The organism is Bradyrhizobium sp. TM102 (assembly GCF_009176685.1).
GTDB classification, from domain to species: Bacteria; Pseudomonadota; Alphaproteobacteria; order Rhizobiales; family Xanthobacteraceae; genus Bradyrhizobium; species Bradyrhizobium ottawaense.
Map to the genome: position 1 here is coordinate 4,135,529 of NZ_AP021855.1, position 18,203 is coordinate 4,153,731.

Below are 18,203 nucleotides of genomic sequence, written 5' to 3' on the forward strand. Positions count from 1 at the left end.
CATGGCGGATCAACCACCGAGGCGGCCGCGCACACTCGGCGATGCCAGGACAGAGGCCGAGGCGGCGTTCAAGAAGGTGACGGCCAAGGTCGCCGCGGCGCCGCCGAAGCCGAACGTGGCACCGGGGATCAAGGAGCAGGTGACGCTACGCATCGATCAGGACGTGCTGGAGTTCTTCCAGGAGGGCGGCCCCGGCTGGCAGGACCGCATCAACGAGGCGCTGCGCAAGGCTGCGGGGAAGTAGCCAACCTCGTCATTGCAAGCGCAGCGAAGCAATCCAGAAATGTATCCGCAGAGAGATTCTGGATTGCTTCGTCGCAAGAGCTCCTCGCAATGAGGAGCATGCTGCGACACCGTCGCACAATAGAAAAAGCCCGGCGCGAGCCGGGCTTTTGTGTTTTCAACCTCACCGCATCTCAGCGGCGGAACATGCCGCCCATCATGCCACCGACGACGCCACCCACGAACGCCGCGCCGGCGGCATCGCCGGGATTGCTGCGCTGGGGAGCCGGTGCCGGTGCCGGTGCGCTGCTGCCTGCGGGCGCGGCGGCACGGCGGGCCGCCTTCTGGCTGGTGTCGCTCGCGGTCGGCGGGGCGGCCTGGACCTCCGAGATCAGGGCCTTGTGCTGGTGCTTGTTGAGGTAACCCGATGAGGGATAGCCGCGCGCGGCCTGCCAGCGCTTGAGCACGGTCCGGGTCTCATCGCTGAACACGCCGGTCTGCTTGGTATCGAAGCCGAGCCCGGTGAGACGACGCTGCACGTCGCGGCGCTGGGTCTTGTCGAGGCCGATCTGATCCTCGGTGAGCTGGGTGGCCTCGTCGGTGAAGGTCGCAGGATCGACGCCGGCGTTGAGGGTGCGCGTCGCGGTCGAGGGACCGCTCTTGATGGCCGCAAGGCGTGCCAGCGCCAGCGCCTTGAACTGACCGTTGGGATAGGCGGCGAGATAGGCGTTGAGCTCTTCCGGCTTGTTGGACTCTTTCACCGAGCGCCAATATTCGAGCTCGACGCCGTCTGAGCTGCCGCTCGCCGCCGGCACGATGCCAGAAGCGGTCGGCGCCGCGTTGGCGACCTGGGTTGTCGGAGCCTGGTTGAGATAGACCGAGCCGGTCAGGTTGGTGTGGCCCCAGGGCAGCTGACCCTTGCGGGTCTCTTCATTGACCTGGGCGCGCACCGACGTCATCGCCTGCTGGATCTCGATGCCGGGCTTGGTGATGTTGTCGATCAGCGCACGGGTGAACGGGCTGTTGTTGCCCTCCTGACCGTCGAGCGCGGTCTGGCCGGGGCCGGTGGCGAACGCGATGAGAGTGCCTTCGCCGGATTTCATCTCGGCAAGACCGCTCTGCACGTTGACGCTGCGCGTCGCGGAGTTCGACTTGATCTTGGCGGCGAACGGATTGTCGCGGCAGGCATCGAGGAACACGAGCTTGACCTTGGCATCGCCCATGGTCTGCTCGAGCGTCAGGTCGATGTTGATGGCGGCGCCCAGCTTGACGTCCATCTCCGACTTGATGTCGGCGTCGACGGGCAGCAGGTAATTGGTGCCGCTGACGGCGATGCCGTGGCCGGCATAATAGAACAGCGCGATGTCGGAGCCCTGCGCCTTGCGCCCGAAGTCGAGCAGCTTCTCCGTCATCTGGTCGCGGCTGAGATTGGAGCCTTCGATCACCTCGAAGCCGACATTGCGCAGCGTCGACGCCATCGCCTTGGCATCGATCGGCGGGTTCGGCAATTGTGCGACGTTCTTGTAGGAGCCGTTGCCGACGACGAAGGCGACGCGGCGGTCGGCCTTCGCGGCACTGACCGACAGCGCCATGCACATCAGCGAAGCGAGGAGGGTGAGGTAGCGCATTCTGAAATCCCCAGAATCGAATTGCAGGCAGCAACGAATTGGCAACGAACCTACACGAAGTGCCCGACTTCGCGCCACCGAAACGGCGGTCCGTTGCATGCAACCCGCTGCTGTGTGGCCGAATGTGCACGATGGGAATGTTTCCCAACGTGATCCAAATCACACGGCCACTTTGTTTTGTCGCGCGAGGCAGCGCGAGGTTCACCCCGCGCGGGCGGGAATCGCTGAGACCGGCTTCAAATTCAGGAGATTGCCGCACAGGATCAGCACAGCACCGAGCACGGTCCAGGCGTCGAGCCGCTCGGAATACAGCAGCCAGCCGACCGTCGCCGTCAGTGGAACCCGGAGGAAGTCCATGGGAACCACGATCGTTGCGTCGGCATATCGGAGCGCGCTGGCAAGGCAATAGTGCGAGAAAGTGCCGCAGACACCGATGACGAAGAGCCATCCCCAAAGGTAGGCTGACGGCCAGGTCCACACATAGAGCGTCGGCAGCAGGCCCACGACCATCTGCACGATGATCATCCAGAACAGGATCGATAATGCGCTCTCGGTTCGGGTCAGCGATTTCGCCAGAATCATGGATACGCTGAAGCCGATTGCGGCTCCGAGCGCGATCAGCTGGCCGGGATTGATCTCCCCGGTGGCGGGCCGCACGATCATGACGACGCCGACGACGCCGAGCACGACGGCGGCGATCTTCCAGACCGTCATGCGTTCAGACAGGAACGTTGCGGCCAGCACCGCAGTCCAGATCGGCATGGTGAACTCGATCGCCACGACCTGGCCGATTCCGATCAGCGTCAGTGCGTAGAACCAGCCGAGCTGCGCGAAATAATGGACCCCATTGCGTGCAAGGTGCTGCGGCAGGCGTTTGGTCGCGACCGCCTTGAAGCCGCCGGCGCGGTAGATGAGCGGCAGGAGCAGCGTGAGACCGATCACCGAACGCACTTCCATGATCTGGAAGACGTTGAGCTCACGCGTGGTCTCGCGCCCGGCAACCGCCATGACCAGCATCAGCGACAGCCAGCCGGCCATCCACAATGCAGCCATCGTTTTGGACGGTGTCGCGCTCATTGGGCAGGGGTTTGGGGGGCAGGGTGTTGGAGGTTGGAATGTGAAAGGACGGCCGGTATCGACGACATCGCCACCGTTTGCAACGGCCAAATCTGCGGATGCAGCGATGCAGGGCGACGTGCTAAGGCATCAACGAACAACGACAAAAAATGGGAGAACTCCGCTCATGCAGATCTTGCAGCCGGCCGAATGGAAAAAACCGCGCGGCTTCTCTCACGGCGTTGTGGCGGAGGGCCCTGGTCGCTGGGTGGTTCTGGCCGGCCAGACCGGCGGCGACGAGACGGGTAGCTACGCGCCCGACATGGCGGTGCAGGTCGGAGCCGCGCTGAAGCGGATCATCAAGCTTCTGGCCGAGGCCGGTGCCGGCCCCGAGCACATCGTCCGCCTGACCTGGTATCTGACCAGCCGCAGCGAATACGAGGCCGCGGGCGTGGGTATCGGCGCAGCCTGGAAGGAGACGCTCGGCCGCAATTTCCCGCCCTCGACGCTGCTCTATATCGGCGGCCTCGTGGACGAGCGGGCCAAGGTCGAGATCGAGGTCACGGCGTTCGTGCCGAACGCATAAAAAAATCGATCCGGCGCGGGCGCCGGATCGATTGCCGTGTCACTCTACAGTCTTACTTCGACAGCGAGATATTGGCGCCGCGGAACTGGCTGTCCGCGCGGATCGAGACGTTCTGCTTGTTGCCGCTCGTCTTCAGCGCGATGTTGGCATTGAAGCCGGCCGCGGAGGCGACCACTTCGAAGTTCCCGCCGCCGCCGCGGCCCTGGAGCGAGCCGGAGATGTTGCGGCTGGCCTCGGACCAGCTGCCGGTGATGGCGCTGCCCTCGGCCCTGACATTGGCTCCGAGGTTGAACTTGTAGGCATCGCTGGCACAGGTCAGCGACATCTCCATGGTCGGGCCGATCGGGGCGTATTTGGCCCGGCAGCGGATCCGCTCGGTCGAGCCGTCGTCCAGCGTGACGACGCCGCCGCCGCTCCAGCTTCCTGCCATCGGGGCGAACGGGCCGGACTGGGCCTTGCTTTCAGAGTTGGCGATCCCTGCCGCAAACAAAACGGCGGCCGCGATCAGCAGCCGCCGCTTCCGGGCGCGAGCCACACTTGGTTTACTGGCGCGATGCTTCCCACCGCCCGCTGCACGGTATGCCTGCAGATGCTCCATTCCACTTCCCCGATCCGGCGTTGCCGTTGAGTTGACCGTTGGCATATGCACCATTGATCGAAACTTTCACAAGTCCCCCGCTACCGATGGTGCCGGAAACGTTAGCGCCGGGCGCGGTGATCCTGCCGTCGGCAACTGTCAGCATGGAGCTTGCGGTCGGCTCGCAGGTGCCGCTCTTGGTGACGATGACGACCTGCCAGTTGCCGTCATAGGGGCTCTGGGCGAGGGCGGGAGCGGCGAGGGTGCCGGTCAAAACTGAAGCGGCACAGAACGCCGCGATGCGACCAAAACGCATGAATTCCGTCCTTGAATTTGTCTGATATGCTGACGCTTATTCGGACGAAATGTGACGGAAATTTGTTGCAATGCCAAATCGAAAATTGTTCCTGTGGAAACAATGGTTTATTTGCGTTCCCGGTTCCGATTTTCTAAGCGGAATCAAGGCCCCCTCACGTTAAGGGTAAACGTCAGGACAGACTCGGTGCAGAAGTCGCGAACTGCTCGTCCTGAGTCTTGGACGGCAGCGCCTTGTGGACCTTGGCATAATCGATCACGTCGGCCAGCAATTTGAGGCCGAGCGGAGCGAGCGCGCGCTCCCAGAGTTCGCGGGCGGTCTCGCCCTTCCTGACGAAGCACCAGTCCTGGGCGGCGATGGCGCCGGCGTCCATGCGGTCGGCGAGATGATAGATCGTGCCGCCGGCAATCGGATCGCCTTCCTTGATGGTCCATTCCACGGCGGCCTTGCCGCGATGGCGTGGCAGCAGCGAGGGGTGATAGCCGATCCCGCCGAACTTGGCGGCGGCGAGCGCGTCCTTGCCGATCCGGGCGTGGCTGTGCGCCGTGATGATCAGGTCGGTATCGGGGGCAATCTCGGAGGCCACCACCAGCTTCGGATTGGCCTGGACCGCGACGTCGATACCGGCCGCCTTGGCGGTCGCGGCGAGCCGATCCTCGGCATCGGCGACGACGACCCGGACGACCGAGACGCCGTGCTCCCGGAGCATGTTCAGGGTGGTCACGCCGAAATGGCGGGAGCCGACGAGGGTAATGCGCATGGGTGTCCGATCCGGTCTCGCAACTGCGTCATCCCCCGATAACACGTCCGGACGCCCTGTCACCACCCGCGCAGCGTTTGCGCCGGTTATCAACAATGTGCCGGCGCGGGACGCGACGCATTTCGCGATTGCGCAGGCGGCCGTTCCAGTGCTCCATACCTGCATTGCACGGCTCGGGAGCGAGTGCATGCGAGGCGCCTGGCTTTTCCTTTTCGCGACACTGATCGTAGCCCCTCCGGCTCATGCCGGCGGGCCGTACCCGGCCGTGCCGCCGGAGACCGGGGTCGCGCCGTTCATGGGGCCGACCTGGGACGCCTATCGTTGCGCCGGAGGGACGGTCACCAACTTCTATCACGGTGCCTATTACGGTGAGGAGCCGCCGGCGCTCTATCGCGGCTATGCCTACCGGCCGTATTATCGCTACGGCGCCTATCGCAGATATCCGCGCACCTATTTCTGCGTCACGGACTAGCGTTGCCGCGCGGCCACGACAGGCCGGCAAGGAGGCGATAAAACCGGTTCCTGTGTTTGGTTTTTAACAGAGGTATTCGCGGCCGGCTGCTAGACATGCGCCCACCGGGGCTGGCGACATTTCAACCCGCATCCGTTTTCGAACCCGGCTTTGGCCGCTGGCGTATTCGCCAGCGGCCTTTTCGTGCCACCCATCACGAAATCATCGAATGGTAACACGATCTCAACCAGCCTGGCGTATCGACGAATCCGTCGCGGATTTGTATTGCGTACCGCGACACCGAAAATGTCCCGCCGGCCTTTGTGCGCCGCGCGGGCCTTTTTCGCCGGGACAGATTTCATGCCGAGCGCAATTGAGCAGATCGTCGACAGCTATGTGCGGCTGAAGAACCGGCGCGGGCTCGACGAGCTGATGATGCACAGGCAGCGGCTCGCGGTCGATCTGAAGAGCAGGTCCGGCTATGATTTCAGCCTGCCGATCGGCCAGATCGACGAGGAGATCGCGATCATCGAGGCCGGCCTCAGCCGGCTCAAGGCGGAAAATTCCAGCCCGGTCTAGCGGGGGCGGCGAGGCGGGCTCTCGCGTGGCGTGGGGACGACGCATCGTCGCAGCCGGAGGCCGGTTCATGCATGGTTCAGGCCGGCCATGTCTCAATCCCCGGGTTGTTTCGTGGGACACGAATCCTGCTAGGCTTGTCCCCGTGATTTGGAGGAGACGTCATGATCGAGCTTGCGCTGGCCGGCCTGCTTGCCTTTGCAACCGTGCCTGCGGCATCGCCGGAGCCCATGGTGGAGCAAGTTCAGTTCAGGGCTGCTCCGGGCGGACGATGCCCGGACGGCTATGATTTCAACCACTCGAACGGCCGCTGCTACCCCAACGATTATCATGCGCCGGGTGTCTACACGCGGAATCCCGGGCCGCACGAATACTACGGACGCCAACGCGGCGGCGGCCTCTGTCCGCACGGCTACGATTACAACTATTCGCGCGGACAGTGCTTTCCGAACGGCGCACGCGCGCCCGGCATGTACGGGCGGTAATCGATCGCCGAGCTGAGGCGGTCGCGCTCAGTCGCTCCGGCCGCCGTCGATCACCGTGAACAGCGGCCGAGCCGGGGTCGGCTCGACCAGCAATTCCTCCACCAGCGCGGTGGCTGCATCGACATATTTGCGTGTCGGCTTGTCGAGGGGGCGCTTGGCCTCGTCGTCGAGCGCGATCTTTGCGGCTTCGACCAGCTTGCGCATCCGCGCCGCATGGTCGTCGCCCGCCGTCAGCGTCGCGCGCGCCAGCGAGCGCAGCACGAACAGCTCGCCCTCGAGGCGGAGCAGGCGGTCGTTGAGCCTGGTAAGGACGGCGTTGAGATCGGCCATGTCTGCTGTTCGGCGCGGAGGATCCGTCCTGATCTAGCGGCGATCGGTGAACGGAGTCCAAACGGTTCCGGTGCAATTCGGCCGATCCCGGTCCGTCCAGGATGACCGGCGCGGCGCAATCACAGCGCCGTGGACTGCCTACCACTCGACGTCGGCCCAGCGCCTGCCGAACACGGGCGGCCGTGTCTTCACCGCCTGCCAGCCGAAGAAATGATGCTTGCCGGACCAGGCGTGCACCACGCCGCTACAGATGCTGCATTTGAAGCTGCCGGTGTGGGCTTCGCTGTGCTCTTCCCTGGTCGCGGTGTAGTTCATGCCGCAACCCGCACAGGTGAATTCTTCGATCGTCCAGATGCTGTTGGCCATTTGACGGAATGCTTTTTGTTGTCCTCGACCCACGGTAGTCATGGGCATTTGCAGCGGCGTAAACCAGGGCAGGGAAATCCGGTTAACGGGCGTTAGCCACGCCCGGCCGCCGTCGCGGGCCATGCGAGATCGGCGCGACCTCGCAGCCGGATCAGCTGTCGCTTCGCATATCCCGGTCGATGCGCATCTGCACCCGCCTGACCGCGAGCTGCCGCAGCCTGCCTTGCACCCGTCCGGAGCGGACCCTGGCGCCGATCGCATAGGCATATTGCCAATAGCCCGGCGCGGCGTTCGGCCTCAGGGAATAGCGGATGCCGCGGTGCATTCCCGCGCGTGCATCGGATTCTCCGGGAGGGTCTGTCATCGCCTTTCGAATGCGGGATGGCCCCGATGTGTTCCTAATCGTGGCCCCGAGCAGTTCCAGTCGCCTTGACGCCGGATGCGTTGCTGGCAATAACGGCTGGACCTCGCAAGCACCGGAAGTTGCGTTCATGCCGCAAGGAAAGCAGTGCCCGTGAAAAGTCTCCGTCAGCTCCTGACGGGAGAGGATGTCATCCAGCTCGTGATCCGGCTCGGCCTGCTCGCCCTGCTGATCATCTGGACCTTCCTGATCATCCGCCCGTTCGTGCCGATCCTGGCCTGGAGCGGCGTGCTCGCGGTCGCGTTCTATCCGGCCTTCAGCTGGGTCGCAAAAATCCTCGGCGGCCGGCCCAAGACCGCAGCAGTGATCCTGACCCTGATCACGCTCGGTATCGTCATTGGCCCGGCCACCTGGCTTGGCATCAGCGCGGTGGACGGCGTGCGTGAGCTGGCGCATCAGCTCGGCACCGGCGATCTGGCGCTTCAGGCCGCGCCCGAGCAGCTCAAATCGTGGCCGCTGGTCGGCCCCTTGCTCTACGAGCTCTGGGACCAGGCCTACACCAACGTCCGCGCGGTGGTACGCGAGGTGGCGCCGTATCTCCAGCCGTTGGCGGGCCCGCTGCTTTCGCTCGCGGGCGATGCCGGCGTCGGCACGCTCCAGTTCCTGGTGTCGGTGTTCGTGGCCGGCTTTTTGTTTCCACATGGGCCGCGGCTGGTCGCGGCCAGCCGCGGTTTCCTGTTTCGCATCGTGCCCGAGCAGACCGAGCATTTCCTGTCGCTCGCGGGTGCGACCATCCGCGCCGTGGCGCAGGGGGTGATCGGCGTCGCGATCGTGCAGGCGCTGCTCGCCGGCATCGGCTTCAAGCTCGCCGCGGTGCCGAGCGCCGGCCTTCTCGCCTTCATCGTGCTGCTGCTCTCGATCGTGCAGATCGGCGCCTTCCTCGTGCTGCTGCCTGTCATCATCTGGATCTGGACCGCCAAGGATGTCACCACGGCGCTGCTGCTCACCGTGTTTCTCGTCGTGGTCGGCTTCCTCGACACCATGTTGAAGCCGCTCGTGATGGGGCGCGGCCTGACCACGCCCACTATCGTGATCTTCGTCGGCGTGATCGGCGGCACGCTGGCCCACGGCATCGTCGGCCTGTTCATCGGGCCGATCATCCTGTCGGTGGCCTGGGAGATGATGATGGCCTGGATCAGGACCGAGGATCGGGCGGGAGCGGCCGAGGGCTGATCTTGCCTCGATCGGCGCGATCTTTCCGCCGTGCCGCCAGGACCAGACGGATCGCGGCCTGTGATCAAAACGTGCCGGGAACTTGTCTGTTCGACTAGACAAGTTACGATCGGGACGATTCTGGTTTCAATGACGGCAGCAATGGCGAAGTCTTCCAAACTGGTAGCCGCCCGGCGCGGCAAGGTCTTGTTGGTCAGACGCCGGTCGGACGGCCTGTGGATGTTCCCGGGCGGCCGCAAGCGCGCGCGAGAGTCCGACAAGGACTGCCTGCGGCGGGAGATCAGGGAGGAGCTGCCCAAGCTGAAGCTCGGCAGGATCAGCCTCTGGAAGGAAGTGACGGCGAGGAACAAGCGCTCCGGTCGTAAGATGAGCGACGCGATCTTCATTGCCAAGACGGCTAAAGGCAGGCTGGCGATCGGCGACAAGAAGGAGATCGACCGCGCCGCCTGGCAGAAGCCGCGCGGCATCCGTCTGACGCCGACCTCGCGCTATATCCGCGACCGCCTGTTTCCGAGGAAGCAGAAGCGGCGGTGAGCTAGTCCTCGCGTCCCGCCGATCGTGTTCGTCCGGCGAACCTCCTCGACTGCTGCCCCTGCGGTTCGGGCGCCGCCAGCTTCGCGGCCTCGGCCTCGCGCATCTCCTTGCGGACCTTGCGCGCATCGCGCATCGCGCGCTTGACGAAGGGATGCTGGGAATCCTCGGCGAAGAACAGCACCACTTCGCAGCTCGGACATTGTCTGGAATAGCCGTCCTGCAACCGCCCGGCGCGATCGCGAAACACGTTCTTGCACCGCGTGCACTGAATCTGGACCGAACTCATGCGCGGACAACAATGATTTTGGGAAATGGATCGTCAGATGATCCCAAATGTCTGAAGAAAGCTTGAATGCCTTCGTGGTCGGATGCTCGCGGATCGCGCGGGCAAGCGCCATCGGCCGCGGCCGGCGGCGGAAGAGGCCGGTTGGAAAACGGTCAGCCGCTATTGCTTGGCCGCCATCGTGTCCAGGCACTGGTTGAGAAAGGCGGTGCGATCCCTGGGCAGCACTTTCTCGAGATCCGCCTTCAGCGCGCATTCGCGCTGGCGCAACTGCTCGGCCCGGCGCTTCTCGGCCGCCTCGCGGAATTCGGGAGCAACCTTGTTGGGATCGACCAGCGGCTGTGAGCGGGCGGGAGCCGTCGCAAGCAGTGCAATGGCGGCAATGAAAAAGATTGGTTTCAAATGAGCCTCCGTAAAAGAAGGCATCCTAGCGCGCGGCGGGGGCGTGCTCAAACCGGGGGAGCGCGGTACCCCGTTCCGGCGCGATTGGCCGCGCGGGCGAACCTCCAGCGGCGGCTTTGGAACGACTGGGCGCTGCAGGCGTCGAATCCAGGCTCGCGGCCCATCCCTAAGTCCCCAAAGCCCCCGGGCCGCGAGAAAACCTTCCCCACAAAGGTTGGCGACCTCGGTTCACCGGGGTCGTTTGTTTGCCGCAACATGTGAACCAGTTCACAAGCGCGGGGTGAAATCGCTGCTATGAAGACGTCATTGCTTGACCAGTTCATTTTGCTCGAAACGCCCCAGCGTGGCTCCAAGCGCTGGGGTTTTTCGTTTCTCTCCGGGCGCAGAATGTTTACAATCGCGCCAAGCGTCGCATCGACAGACGCAGATCTCGCGCCGCGCTAGTTCCGGCCCGAGCTCGATCAACAGCCAAATTGTCGGGATCGCGGCGCCGCGCCGAACGTTGCCACCAGGCGTGCGTTCATCGGGCAAATCCCATATGCAAGGCGAGAAGTCGCCGAATCGGAATGAGGGCGGCTGGCGTTCAGTTGACGACGGCTTACGACCAGAAACGGATTCAAGTGAGGCTTACCAAAAAGGCGCGGGTGGCCAAGACGCCGCCGAAGAAGGCGTCACCGCACAAGACGTCACCGAACAAGACAACGGCGAACAAGAGGTCGCCACGCAAGGCGCTGCCAAGGAAGAGCAAAGATGCGCAGCGCACTGCGATCTCGTCCTCTTCGCCGCTCGGCGTGCTGGCACTCCATCTGCTTGCCCAATGGACGCAGTCCGGACGCAGCGGCATCGTTTTTCTCGCCGAGAGCGAGAACAGGGCGGAGCGGCTCGGCAGTGTCATTCACGCGCTCGACCCCTCCTGTGAGGTGCTGGTATTTCCGCGCTTGAACACTCTGCCGTTCGATCAGCTCGAGCCGTCGCACGAGCTGGCGGGGCGCAGAGCTTCCGTTCTCAGGCGCCTTGCAAAATCCAAGAAGCCGCTCTTTCTCGTCTCGACGGCGGAAGCCGTGATGGAGCGACTGCCGCTGCCGGCGAGCCTGTCGCGCCTGAGCGTGAGCCTGAAGGTGGGCGGCACGTTCTCCGAACAGGATCTTGAGACGCGCCTTGAAGCCCTCGGATACGATCTCGATGACGAGCCGGATTATCCGGGTGGGGCGCTGTTTCACGGCCAGACCTTCGAGATTTTTCCCGCCGGCGCGCTGGGGCCGTTCCGGATCGAGCATTCGGATCGCGCGATCAGGCGGATCGTGGCGTTCGATCCGAACGAGCACAGGATCATCTTCGAGACCAAGGAGCTTGTCGTCGATCCCATGTCGGAGCGGCTTGGCCTTGCCGGCAAACGCAGCAAGCGCGCGAACCTGTTCGACTATTGCGGACGCGCCAAATGGATTGCCGATGCCGGCGTGCCGATGCATGCCGACGGCTGGTTTGACACGATCGAGGAGGCCGCGCCGCGTGCGGAACGTGAGCGCGAATATCTCGGACGGCGCGACTGGAAGCAGCTCTCCCGGGGGATGAAGGTGTTGCCGCGCGCGTCGTCCTTCCAGACCATCCCGGAGTTTTCGAAATTGACATCCTCCCGGAAGGCGCTGCGTGCCTTCGTCGAGGAGACGCGCCGGGCCGGATCGCGACTGATCCTCGCCGCAGCGCATGAGGACGATCTGCGCGTGATGGAGCGGATGAGCGGCCTCAAGGCGCCGCGCTGCGAAGATTGGGACGACGCGGCGCGCGGGCGCAGCGGCGAGGCAGCGCTGCTGGCCGATCTCGATGCCGGTTTCGTCATGCCGGGGAAGAAGCCTCTCGTCGTCGTGACGGCGTCCGACGTGCTCGGCAGCCGGGCGCATCATCCGCAGCCGATGGCGCGCGCCTGGAGCGCGGCCTTCGACCATGCCGACGTGCCCGAGCAGGGTACGGTGGTCGTCCATCTCCAGCGCGGCCTCGGCGTGCTCGACGGCCTGCAGACCGTGAACACCGGCGGCGGCGCAATGCGGGAGATGATCCGCCTGAAGTTCGCCGGCGACAATGCGGTCCTGGTGCCGCCGCCCGATCTGGCCCTGATGTGGCCCTACGCGGCCGAGCTCGGCAAGCTCTCGCTCGACAAGGCGGACGGCAGCACGTGGTGGGCCCGCCGCGGTGAGGCCGAGCGCGAAATCCAGGTGGCAGGCAAGGCGCTGGCCAAGCACATCAGCCAGCGCCGCAAGCGGCGCGGCGACAAGCTGGTTCCGCCGGGCTCGGCCTACGAGAAGTTCGTCGCGCGTTTCCCTTACTTCACGACGACCGACCAGGCCAAGGCGATCGCCGACGTGCTGGACGATCTTGCGTCCGGTCACCCGATGGACCGGGTGATCTGCGGCGACGTCGGCTTTGGCAAGACCGAGGTAGCGCTGCGTGCGGCGGCCGCCGTCGTGCTGTCGGGCAAGCAGGTGGCGATCGCGGTGCCGACGACCGTGCTGGCACGGCAGCATGTCGCAACGTTCCAGAAGCGATTTGCACCGTTCGGCATCGAGGTGGGAAATCTGTCGCGGGCAACCTCGGGCGCGGAGCTGCGCGAGACCAAGGAGGGACTGCGCAGCGGCCGGATCAAGGTCGTGATCGGCACGCAGGCGCTCGGTGGCAAGGACGTCAGGTTCGACGATCTCGGCCTCGTCATCATCGACGAGGAGCAACATTTCGGCGCGGCCGAGAAGGCCAAGCTGTCCGGCCTCGCCAAGAATGTCCATGTGCTGATGATGAGCGCGACGCCGATCCCGCGCACGCTTGCCGCGGGCCTGGCCGGCTTCCGCGACCTCAGCGTGATCGCTTCGCCCCCGGTGCACCGTCTGCCGGTCGCGACCAGGATCGCGCCGCTGTCGGATGCGGCGATCGCCTCCGCGCTGCTGCGTGAGCAGCGCCGCCACGGCCAGAGTTTCCTGATCTGTCCGCGCATCCAGGATCTCGATCCGATGCTGGCGCGGGTGCAGGCAGTGGCGCCGGACCTGCGCATCGTCTGCCTGCACGGGAGACTGGCGGCCGACGAGATCGACGACCGCATGATGAGCTTCGTCGAGGGCAGGGCCGACGTGCTGCTCGCGACCAACATCGTCGAAAGCGGCCTCGACATCCCCCGTGCCAACACCATCGTGGTCTGCTGGCCGGAGAAGTTCGGCCTCGCCCAGCTGCATCAGCTGCGCGGGCGCGTCGGCCGCGGCGGCATCCGCGCTTTCGCTCATCTGTTGACCGAGACGCAGTCCGGACAATCCGAGAAGCGGCTGGCGGTGCTCGAAGAGTTCAGCCGGCCCGGCGCCGGCTTTGCCATCAGCGAGCGCGACCTCGATCTGCGAGGCGCGGGCGACCTGTTCTCGGAGCAGCAATCCGGCCACGTCCAGGTGTTCGGGCCGGTGCTCTACAGCCACCTCCTGAAGATGGCCTCGGAGAAGCTCGATGAGGGGCAGGCGGTGTGGGTGCCGGACCTGAACCTGCCGGTCGCGGACATGCTGCCCGAGACCTATGTGCAGTCCGAGCCGGTGCGGCTCGAGCTCTATGCGCGCGCGGCAAGATGCACGGACGAAGACGACCTCGAAGACCTCGAAGAGGAAACCTCCCGCCGCTTCGGCCCGTTGCCGAAGGTCGCGCGCGACTTCTTCGCCGCAGCCAGGCTCAGGCTGGAGTGCAAGCGCAGAGGTATCATCCGCCTCGACGTCGGGCCTGAAGCTGCGGCCGCGACGTTCCTGCCCGGACGCTTGCGGAAGTCGAAGGGAAGGTCGCTTCAACGCGACGGCGACCGCGTGGTCCATTACGCCAAGATGCAGGATGCACCATTCGAGCGGGTCGAGGAGTTGTTCGAGGTCCTGGACGAGGGGTGAGGGGCTCGCGCGTTCGTCAGCGCGAACAACTGCGAATTCGTAGCGGAATCCCTGTTCCACCCTTATAGTCAGTTGGGGCGTGGCGAAGGAGATTGTCCGATGTCACATGCCATTCCTCCAATCATCGCGATTGTCGCAAGCTCGTGTCTGTTGGCCCTGGTGCAAGCAGGCGGCGCAAATGCCGGGTCGGCAGGAGCTGGCATGGGAACCGGGCCGGGTAGCGCTGGCGGCTCGGCGCCTTCTGGAATGGGGACGAGTGCGGGCAATGCAGGTCCTTCCGCACCCGCGGGGATGGGGACAAAGGACAGCGCCGCCGGCGGCGATCTGGGCACCAACAGCCAACCGACCAATCCGAACGTTCAGCCCGCCACGCCCGCAAGGTCGCGGGCGGCAGCTCAGGCCGCGAGAAATGCCGGGGCTGGTCACGCTCAAAATGGCCTGCCGATCGGCGCGATTGGGAGCGGCACGAGCAATGAGGATCAAACGGCCACTGGTTCGGCGTCCTCCCAAAACAGATTCCGGCCGGCAACACAGGCTCAGGGAAACAGCGGCGTTGGTTCGGTTGGTCTGGCAGGGAGAGGCTCGACCCTTTCAGAGCAGCGAGCCGCACGAGCTGGAGACAAGGTGCTGGATGCCAAGGCCCAGGTCGAGCGGCGAACGACTTTGTCGCGCAAACGCGCTACGAGCCCGATAGGACCAGATTTGTAATCTGCGAGCGGATGGAGGAGCTGTTCCGAGTGCTCGATGAGGGGAGAGCGCATCAAAATGCGAAAACAACCCCATGCACAGTAGCTAAGTGCTGCTGGCGCAAGGTGTTTTGAATCCGGCGGCAACGCCCGTTTGCTTTGTCGGGCAAAACGGTGGCATGATGCCATCTTCGGGAAATCCGCTAGTCGGGATGCGGACTTAGGAACGGCTGCCGTAGGGTAGGCAAAGGCGCAAAGCGCCGTGCCCACCATGCATCCAAGCCCCGGCGATCGAAGCGGTGGGCACGCTTTCGCTTTGCCGACCCTACGGCAATGTCAGCGTAGCGCCTCCTCTTCGCACGGTCCCCCGTAGTCGGCCGGGGGCGGCGTGCTCGGCCGCTAACGTGGAATTAATCGGAAATGCTCACAATTTTTGACAGTTGTGTAAGGGTGCTGCGTACAAGGGGTCGTCGCGAGGACGGTCCAGGGGCGGTTTCCTGTTGCTCGCTCACTGGGGTCAATGCAAATGACCACGACCTTCGAAATGCAAAGCTTCGCCGAGGAACTCGACGCTGCAGCACTTGCAGCCGCCGCAGCAGCGGACGAACCCGAAATCTCCGAAGCTCCAGCCCTGATCAAACGGTCCAGCCGGAAATCGGTCCTGGCCCTGTCGGTCTGTGCCCTGGCCATCAACGGCGCGGCGGCGATCTACACATCGCCTTCCGATTTTAGTTCGCTGAATGTCGGCAGGCTGGCTGAGCTGCTTCCGCGTTTGGAGGCGTCCGAACCAAAGCCGGATCCCGTTATCGCTGCGTTGAAGGACATTCAGGCGGCCCAGCGGCAACACACCGCGTTACTGCAACAGACCAATCAGGCAACGGACCAGAACTCGGTTATGCTGCAGCAGGATTCGATGGTGCTGCTGTCGCTGCGGCAGAGCATCACGGACGAGCGGGTCGACGTGAGGAAGATCTCGTCGCAGCTGTCCACGTTGATGGCGAAGATCGATGCGCTGCAAAACACGACGACGTCGGACGTCACCTCGTCCATCCGACGAGCGCATGCGCGCTACGGACTGTCCGCCGCGATGCGCAAGCGGATGGTTCGGGAAGCAAAGCCCCTGGGTCCCGTTTCGGTCGGAGGCGCCCCGCTGACTGTGCCGGCTGCGACGGCTGCTCCGGAAAGCTGACGACCAACTTCCGGATTGACCGAGTCGAGCCGAAATTGGCCGTCAGGTCCGACAGTCCGTCACTTCGCGGCGTGGTCGATCTTGTGCTGCAGATGCCCGGTGTCGTGATCGCGACGCAACTGGCTCAGCGACGTCTCGTTCAGCTGAAGCAGGACCTCGCTGAGCTCAGTCGTATCGGGATAGCCGGCCGCAAAACCTCTTCCGTAAATCTTGCGCAACGTGCCGACCAGCGTGTTGCCGTGCTTCTTGCCGATCGCGCCATCCTTGTCGCGGTGGCGGCCATCCAGGCCGTGTTCCTTCATGGTTCGCTCCCTGTGCGGCGTCTTGAGCGCCTCGAGAGAGCCTGCTCCCAAACGAGTTGACTGGCAATGGCATGGCGCGCGGCAGTTGCGAGCTGCTTGCACCAGCGCAGGTGCCCGCGCTTCTCTCCTGCTTGTGAAGCCGCAATCGGTTGTGGTGAGCCGATCGGGCATCAGATGACAGCGGGCGATTGCTCGATTGGAGTTGCTGCGATGCGCGCTCTTATTGCCATGGGTCTGTTGCTGGCGCTGTGCACCTCCGCAAACGCCGCGCCGGTGCATCACCCCCGCGCACGCCATCCTGCGGTGGACCGGCCCCGCGCGAATGCAACTCCGCCGGCGCGCTTTGCCGTCCCTGGCTGGAGCGACGATGCAACGCTGCGCTGGCTGAACAACGCCTCGTCAAACGTCGGCCGAGGCGGATAGCCGCGGAAGCGGAGGCTGGTGATGGCTCGAATGGCGGGGCGGCTAGGCGGCCTGCTCTTCAAACGAGGTGTAGATCCGGCCGGCGGGATCAACGACCCGAACGTCCCAGCACCCGTCCTCTGTAAGCTCTTTGGCTTTCTTGAGGGCGGCGGCGAGTGACAGCCGCTTGAGACTGACGACGCCCGCCGTGTCGAAACCGTTGATTTCAAACATGCCGTTCCTCCGGTTTTGGTGAATCCTACACGTTTCCGGCGGGTTGTCAGCGGGTTTTTGGGGGCGGGCCTGGGCGAACGGCGAGCTCAGAAAATCTCGCAGCATCGGCAGGCGCAGCCTTCCGCAGGCGTGTCTTTCAATAAGCGGCGCGCCTTTCTAGGGCCGAGACGGGGCAGTCGCGGTCTTCCGCTCGAGCATGGCCATTTCAACTTGGTCAGCCAGGACCGTGAGGTGGCTTGCAAGCCGGTCGAACAATTCGCGCTTGCCTGGATCGGTTGCCAAATCGCGGATCAGGGCGCATTCGGCCGCATCTTTCCGAAGTTTCTCGATCTGGACGAGATAGTCCTTCATCGGCAATTGCTCCGTTCCCCGCAAATGGAATGGTACAGGCAATGTACGAAAGCGAACAGAAGTGATTGCCGCTTTTTCCTAGTCTACGCTTGCTTCGGCCCTTCCCAAAAGGTCCAGGCACCTCCAGCGGCCCCGGCCTCCACCCCAGAAGCCCCCACAGCCGGGGCCGTCACTGGCAATGGAGCCCGCTCGATCCCCCGTGAATCTGACCTTCTGCGCGTTCGCGATAGGGGGCGTTGAGCCTTTTGCAGCGCACGCCCGCGCCTACGGCGCGGCACTTTCAATAGGAACTGTCCCCTCGCCACCGCATTTCCGATTTGCATAGTTTTCCCGGTTGTCTCGGTCGATCTTCGAGTAGCCCAGGGGGCGTACAATGGGCACTGGTGATCACGCCGCTGTGCTGAAACAGCGTTTCGACGAGCTTGCTTCCGGGCTTTCCGAGTTAGAAAATCTGCGCTCCCGCGTGATCGCGGCTGAGCAAATGCAAAAGATGCGTAGCGCCGACCGCAAACCGGCCGCATCAATCCACCGGACTGCTAAACTCAAATCATCGTCGGCAAAATCCGATCGGCCAAAGAGGCGCCTGGCGCGGCCGCCCAGCGTCGGGCAATGACGTCGACGCCGGGCTTCCGGCAATGCCAATGCCGGCTAGACTTTGGCAACCGTCATCAGCATTCGAGCGTGGCCAAAATACTCAACTAGTGAACTACGCGGAGAAAATAGTAGCCGACGCCGCCGATGACGAGCACCGTAGGGACGGCCCAGAGTATGAATACCGGCATGTCTACCTCCTTCAGTTACCTCCGGTAGCGGGATAACTTGGCAGAGATGGTGCCGTTCCCGCCTTATAAAGGCGGGGATAATCTTCGCGTTGCACACGCGTTGCACGGCTTGAGCAGGTTGAGCTTCGAGAGATTCGGATTGGCGCGTTACGGGTGTAGCACTTGCGAAACCCATCGCTGGCAAGTCGGTCGGCC

23 protein-coding genes are annotated in these 18,203 nt (G+C 64.1%); 10 read left to right on the plus strand and 13 right to left on the minus strand.

Annotated features, from left to right (window positions below; translation table 11 throughout):
- Position 1 precedes the first annotated feature (1 nt).
- The gene (locus GDN70_RS19820) at positions 2 to 244 is read left to right on the plus strand and encodes a BrnA antitoxin family protein (RefSeq protein ID WP_028144522.1); all 243 of its coding nucleotides are present in this window, start codon (positions 2 to 4) and stop codon (positions 242 to 244) included.
- A gap of 172 nt (positions 245 to 416) precedes the next feature.
- On the opposite strand, the gene GDN70_RS19825 is transcribed toward GDN70_RS19820, so the two are convergent.
- Both GDN70_RS19825 and GDN70_RS19830 read right to left on the minus strand, forming a co-directional pair.
- Complete coding sequence (locus GDN70_RS19825; protein ID WP_038949125.1) at positions 417 to 1,850, minus strand: caspase family protein; 1,434 nt, start codon at positions 1,848 to 1,850, stop codon at positions 417 to 419.
- 201 nt (positions 1,851 to 2,051) lie between these two features.
- Complete coding sequence (locus GDN70_RS19830; protein ID WP_152102917.1) at positions 2,052 to 2,927, minus strand: DMT family transporter; 876 nt, start codon at positions 2,925 to 2,927, stop codon at positions 2,052 to 2,054.
- 166 nt (positions 2,928 to 3,093) lie between these two features.
- Between GDN70_RS19830 and GDN70_RS19835 the strand changes: the two genes are divergently transcribed.
- Positions 3,094 to 3,492: a RidA family protein gene (locus GDN70_RS19835; RefSeq protein ID WP_028144525.1), complete on the plus strand. Its 399-nt coding sequence runs from the start codon at positions 3,094 to 3,096 to the stop codon at positions 3,490 to 3,492.
- 52 nt (positions 3,493 to 3,544) lie between these two features.
- Here the strand turns inward: GDN70_RS19835 and GDN70_RS19840 are convergent, their stop codons facing one another.
- The 3 genes from GDN70_RS19840 to GDN70_RS19850 form a co-directional block, all read right to left on the minus strand.
- Positions 3,545 to 4,090 (minus strand): hypothetical protein, encoded by a 546-nt coding sequence (locus tag GDN70_RS19840; RefSeq protein WP_028144526.1) that lies wholly within the window; start codon positions 4,088 to 4,090, stop codon positions 3,545 to 3,547.
- Positions 4,035 to 4,385, minus strand: a complete 351-nt coding sequence (locus tag GDN70_RS19845) for a hypothetical protein (RefSeq protein WP_080670293.1) — start codon at positions 4,383 to 4,385, stop codon at positions 4,035 to 4,037. Before GDN70_RS19845 ends, GDN70_RS19840 begins: the two co-directional genes overlap by 56 nt.
- Positions 4,386 to 4,557: 172 nt before the next feature.
- Positions 4,558 to 5,145: a formyltransferase family protein gene (locus GDN70_RS19850; RefSeq protein ID WP_028144527.1), complete on the minus strand. Its 588-nt coding sequence runs from the start codon at positions 5,143 to 5,145 to the stop codon at positions 4,558 to 4,560.
- Positions 5,146 to 5,332: 187 nt separating this feature from the next.
- Between GDN70_RS19850 and GDN70_RS19855 the strand changes: the two genes are divergently transcribed.
- The 3 genes from GDN70_RS19855 to GDN70_RS19865 all read left to right on the plus strand — a co-directional run bounded on the left by GDN70_RS19855 (position 5,333) and on the right by GDN70_RS19865 (position 6,657).
- Positions 5,333 to 5,617 carry a hypothetical protein gene (locus GDN70_RS19855; protein WP_028144528.1) on the plus strand — a complete coding sequence of 95 codons (285 nt, stop codon included), beginning with the start codon at positions 5,333 to 5,335 and terminating at the stop codon, positions 5,615 to 5,617.
- Positions 5,618 to 5,956: 339 nt separating this feature from the next.
- On the plus strand, positions 5,957 to 6,175 hold the full coding sequence (locus tag GDN70_RS19860; RefSeq protein WP_028144529.1) for a hypothetical protein: 219 nt from the start codon (positions 5,957 to 5,959) through the stop codon (positions 6,173 to 6,175).
- A 161-nt stretch (positions 6,176 to 6,336) separates the two neighbouring features.
- Positions 6,337 to 6,657, plus strand: a complete 321-nt coding sequence (locus GDN70_RS19865; RefSeq protein ID WP_038949116.1) for a hypothetical protein — start codon at positions 6,337 to 6,339, stop codon at positions 6,655 to 6,657.
- Between the two features lie 27 nt (positions 6,658 to 6,684).
- On the opposite strand, the gene GDN70_RS19870 is transcribed toward GDN70_RS19865, so the two are convergent.
- The 3 genes from GDN70_RS19870 to GDN70_RS19880 form a co-directional block, all read right to left on the minus strand.
- Positions 6,685 to 6,987, minus strand: coding sequence for a hypothetical protein (locus tag GDN70_RS19870; RefSeq protein ID WP_152102918.1), 303 nt, complete (start codon positions 6,985 to 6,987; stop codon positions 6,685 to 6,687).
- 138 nt (positions 6,988 to 7,125) lie between these two features.
- A complete protein-coding gene (locus tag GDN70_RS19875) occupies positions 7,126 to 7,353 on the minus strand; it encodes a hypothetical protein (protein WP_028144530.1) in 228 nt (75 codons plus the stop codon).
- Positions 7,354 to 7,504: 151 nt separating this feature from the next.
- Positions 7,505 to 7,717: a hypothetical protein gene (locus GDN70_RS19880; RefSeq protein WP_028144531.1), complete on the minus strand. Its 213-nt coding sequence runs from the start codon at positions 7,715 to 7,717 to the stop codon at positions 7,505 to 7,507.
- Between the two features lie 150 nt (positions 7,718 to 7,867).
- Here GDN70_RS19880 and GDN70_RS19885 point away from each other — a divergent pair, with 150 nt between their 5' ends.
- Complete coding sequence (locus GDN70_RS19885) at positions 7,868 to 8,947, plus strand: AI-2E family transporter (RefSeq protein WP_370092373.1); 1,080 nt, start codon at positions 7,868 to 7,870, stop codon at positions 8,945 to 8,947.
- A 141-nt stretch (positions 8,948 to 9,088) separates the two neighbouring features.
- Positions 9,089 to 9,481: an NUDIX hydrolase gene (locus tag GDN70_RS19890; RefSeq protein WP_038970385.1), complete on the plus strand. Its 393-nt coding sequence runs from the start codon at positions 9,089 to 9,091 to the stop codon at positions 9,479 to 9,481.
- A 1-nt stretch (position 9,482) separates the two neighbouring features.
- On the opposite strand, the gene GDN70_RS19895 is transcribed toward GDN70_RS19890, so the two are convergent.
- Both GDN70_RS19895 and GDN70_RS19900 read right to left on the minus strand, forming a co-directional pair.
- On the minus strand, positions 9,483 to 9,767 hold the full coding sequence (locus GDN70_RS19895; protein ID WP_028144533.1) for a hypothetical protein: 285 nt from the start codon (positions 9,765 to 9,767) through the stop codon (positions 9,483 to 9,485).
- A 159-nt stretch (positions 9,768 to 9,926) separates the two neighbouring features.
- A complete protein-coding gene (locus tag GDN70_RS19900) occupies positions 9,927 to 10,166 on the minus strand; it encodes a hypothetical protein (protein ID WP_028144534.1) in 240 nt (79 codons plus the stop codon).
- Between the two features lie 791 nt (positions 10,167 to 10,957).
- On the opposite strand from GDN70_RS19900, the gene GDN70_RS19905 reads away from it, so the two are divergent.
- Positions 10,958 to 14,062 (plus strand): DEAD/DEAH box helicase, encoded by a 3,105-nt coding sequence (locus tag GDN70_RS19905; protein ID WP_038970388.1) that lies wholly within the window; start codon positions 10,958 to 10,960, stop codon positions 14,060 to 14,062.
- A gap of 1,206 nt (positions 14,063 to 15,268) precedes the next feature.
- On the plus strand, positions 15,269 to 15,937 hold the full coding sequence (locus tag GDN70_RS19915) for a hypothetical protein (RefSeq protein ID WP_028144536.1): 669 nt from the start codon (positions 15,269 to 15,271) through the stop codon (positions 15,935 to 15,937).
- Positions 15,938 to 15,996: 59 nt separating this feature from the next.
- Here GDN70_RS19915 and GDN70_RS19920 read toward each other — a convergent pair whose 3' ends face one another.
- The 3 genes from GDN70_RS19920 to GDN70_RS19930 all read right to left on the minus strand — a co-directional run bounded on the left by GDN70_RS19920 (position 15,997) and on the right by GDN70_RS19930 (position 17,226).
- Entirely contained in the window at positions 15,997 to 16,239 is a 243-nt protein-coding gene (locus tag GDN70_RS19920; protein ID WP_028144537.1) for a hypothetical protein, read from the minus strand.
- Positions 16,240 to 16,704: 465 nt separating this feature from the next.
- Positions 16,705 to 16,875: a hypothetical protein gene (locus GDN70_RS35015; protein ID WP_162832273.1), complete on the minus strand. Its 171-nt coding sequence runs from the start codon at positions 16,873 to 16,875 to the stop codon at positions 16,705 to 16,707.
- Positions 16,876 to 17,031: 156 nt separating this feature from the next.
- Positions 17,032 to 17,226: a hypothetical protein gene (locus GDN70_RS19930; protein WP_028144539.1), complete on the minus strand. Its 195-nt coding sequence runs from the start codon at positions 17,224 to 17,226 to the stop codon at positions 17,032 to 17,034.
- A gap of 373 nt (positions 17,227 to 17,599) precedes the next feature.
- Here GDN70_RS19930 and GDN70_RS19935 point away from each other — a divergent pair, with 373 nt between their 5' ends.
- Positions 17,600 to 17,839 (plus strand): hypothetical protein, encoded by a 240-nt coding sequence (locus GDN70_RS19935; RefSeq protein ID WP_131233202.1) that lies wholly within the window; start codon positions 17,600 to 17,602, stop codon positions 17,837 to 17,839.
- Positions 17,840 to 18,203: the final 364 nt, after the last annotated feature.

Excerpts from the sequence above, each read along its gene's own strand:
- GDN70_RS19820 (WP_028144522.1), top strand. The coding sequence starts at position 2 with ATGGCGGATCAACCACCGAGGCGGCCGCGCACACTCGGCGATGCCAGG.
- GDN70_RS19825 (WP_038949125.1), bottom strand. The coding sequence starts at position 1,850 with ATGCGCTACCTCACCCTCCTCGCTTCGCTGATGTGCATGGCGCTGTCG.
- GDN70_RS19830 (WP_152102917.1), bottom strand. The coding sequence starts at position 2,927 with ATGAGCGCGACACCGTCCAAAACGATGGCTGCATTGTGGATGGCCGGC.
- GDN70_RS19835 (WP_028144525.1), top strand. The coding sequence starts at position 3,094 with ATGCAGATCTTGCAGCCGGCCGAATGGAAAAAACCGCGCGGCTTCTCT.
- GDN70_RS19840 (WP_028144526.1), bottom strand. The coding sequence starts at position 4,090 with ATGGAGCATCTGCAGGCATACCGTGCAGCGGGCGGTGGGAAGCATCGC.
- GDN70_RS19845 (WP_080670293.1), bottom strand. The coding sequence starts at position 4,385 with ATGCGTTTTGGTCGCATCGCGGCGTTCTGTGCCGCTTCAGTTTTGACC.
- GDN70_RS19850 (WP_028144527.1), bottom strand. The coding sequence starts at position 5,145 with ATGCGCATTACCCTCGTCGGCTCCCGCCATTTCGGCGTGACCACCCTG.
- GDN70_RS19855 (WP_028144528.1), top strand. The coding sequence starts at position 5,333 with ATGCGAGGCGCCTGGCTTTTCCTTTTCGCGACACTGATCGTAGCCCCT.
- GDN70_RS19860 (WP_028144529.1), top strand. The coding sequence starts at position 5,957 with ATGCCGAGCGCAATTGAGCAGATCGTCGACAGCTATGTGCGGCTGAAG.
- GDN70_RS19865 (WP_038949116.1), top strand. The coding sequence starts at position 6,337 with ATGATCGAGCTTGCGCTGGCCGGCCTGCTTGCCTTTGCAACCGTGCCT.
- GDN70_RS19870 (WP_152102918.1), bottom strand. The coding sequence starts at position 6,987 with ATGGCCGATCTCAACGCCGTCCTTACCAGGCTCAACGACCGCCTGCTC.
- GDN70_RS19875 (WP_028144530.1), bottom strand. The coding sequence starts at position 7,353 with ATGGCCAACAGCATCTGGACGATCGAAGAATTCACCTGTGCGGGTTGC.
- GDN70_RS19880 (WP_028144531.1), bottom strand. The coding sequence starts at position 7,717 with ATGACAGACCCTCCCGGAGAATCCGATGCACGCGCGGGAATGCACCGC.
- GDN70_RS19890 (WP_038970385.1), top strand. The coding sequence starts at position 9,089 with ATGGCGAAGTCTTCCAAACTGGTAGCCGCCCGGCGCGGCAAGGTCTTG.
- GDN70_RS19895 (WP_028144533.1), bottom strand. The coding sequence starts at position 9,767 with ATGAGTTCGGTCCAGATTCAGTGCACGCGGTGCAAGAACGTGTTTCGC.
- GDN70_RS19915 (WP_028144536.1), top strand. The coding sequence starts at position 15,269 with ATGCAAATGACCACGACCTTCGAAATGCAAAGCTTCGCCGAGGAACTC.
- GDN70_RS19920 (WP_028144537.1), bottom strand. The coding sequence starts at position 16,239 with ATGAAGGAACACGGCCTGGATGGCCGCCACCGCGACAAGGATGGCGCG.
- GDN70_RS35015 (WP_162832273.1), bottom strand. The coding sequence starts at position 16,875 with ATGTTTGAAATCAACGGTTTCGACACGGCGGGCGTCGTCAGTCTCAAG.
- GDN70_RS19930 (WP_028144539.1), bottom strand. The coding sequence starts at position 17,226 with ATGAAGGACTATCTCGTCCAGATCGAGAAACTTCGGAAAGATGCGGCC.
- GDN70_RS19935 (WP_131233202.1), top strand. The coding sequence starts at position 17,600 with ATGGGCACTGGTGATCACGCCGCTGTGCTGAAACAGCGTTTCGACGAG.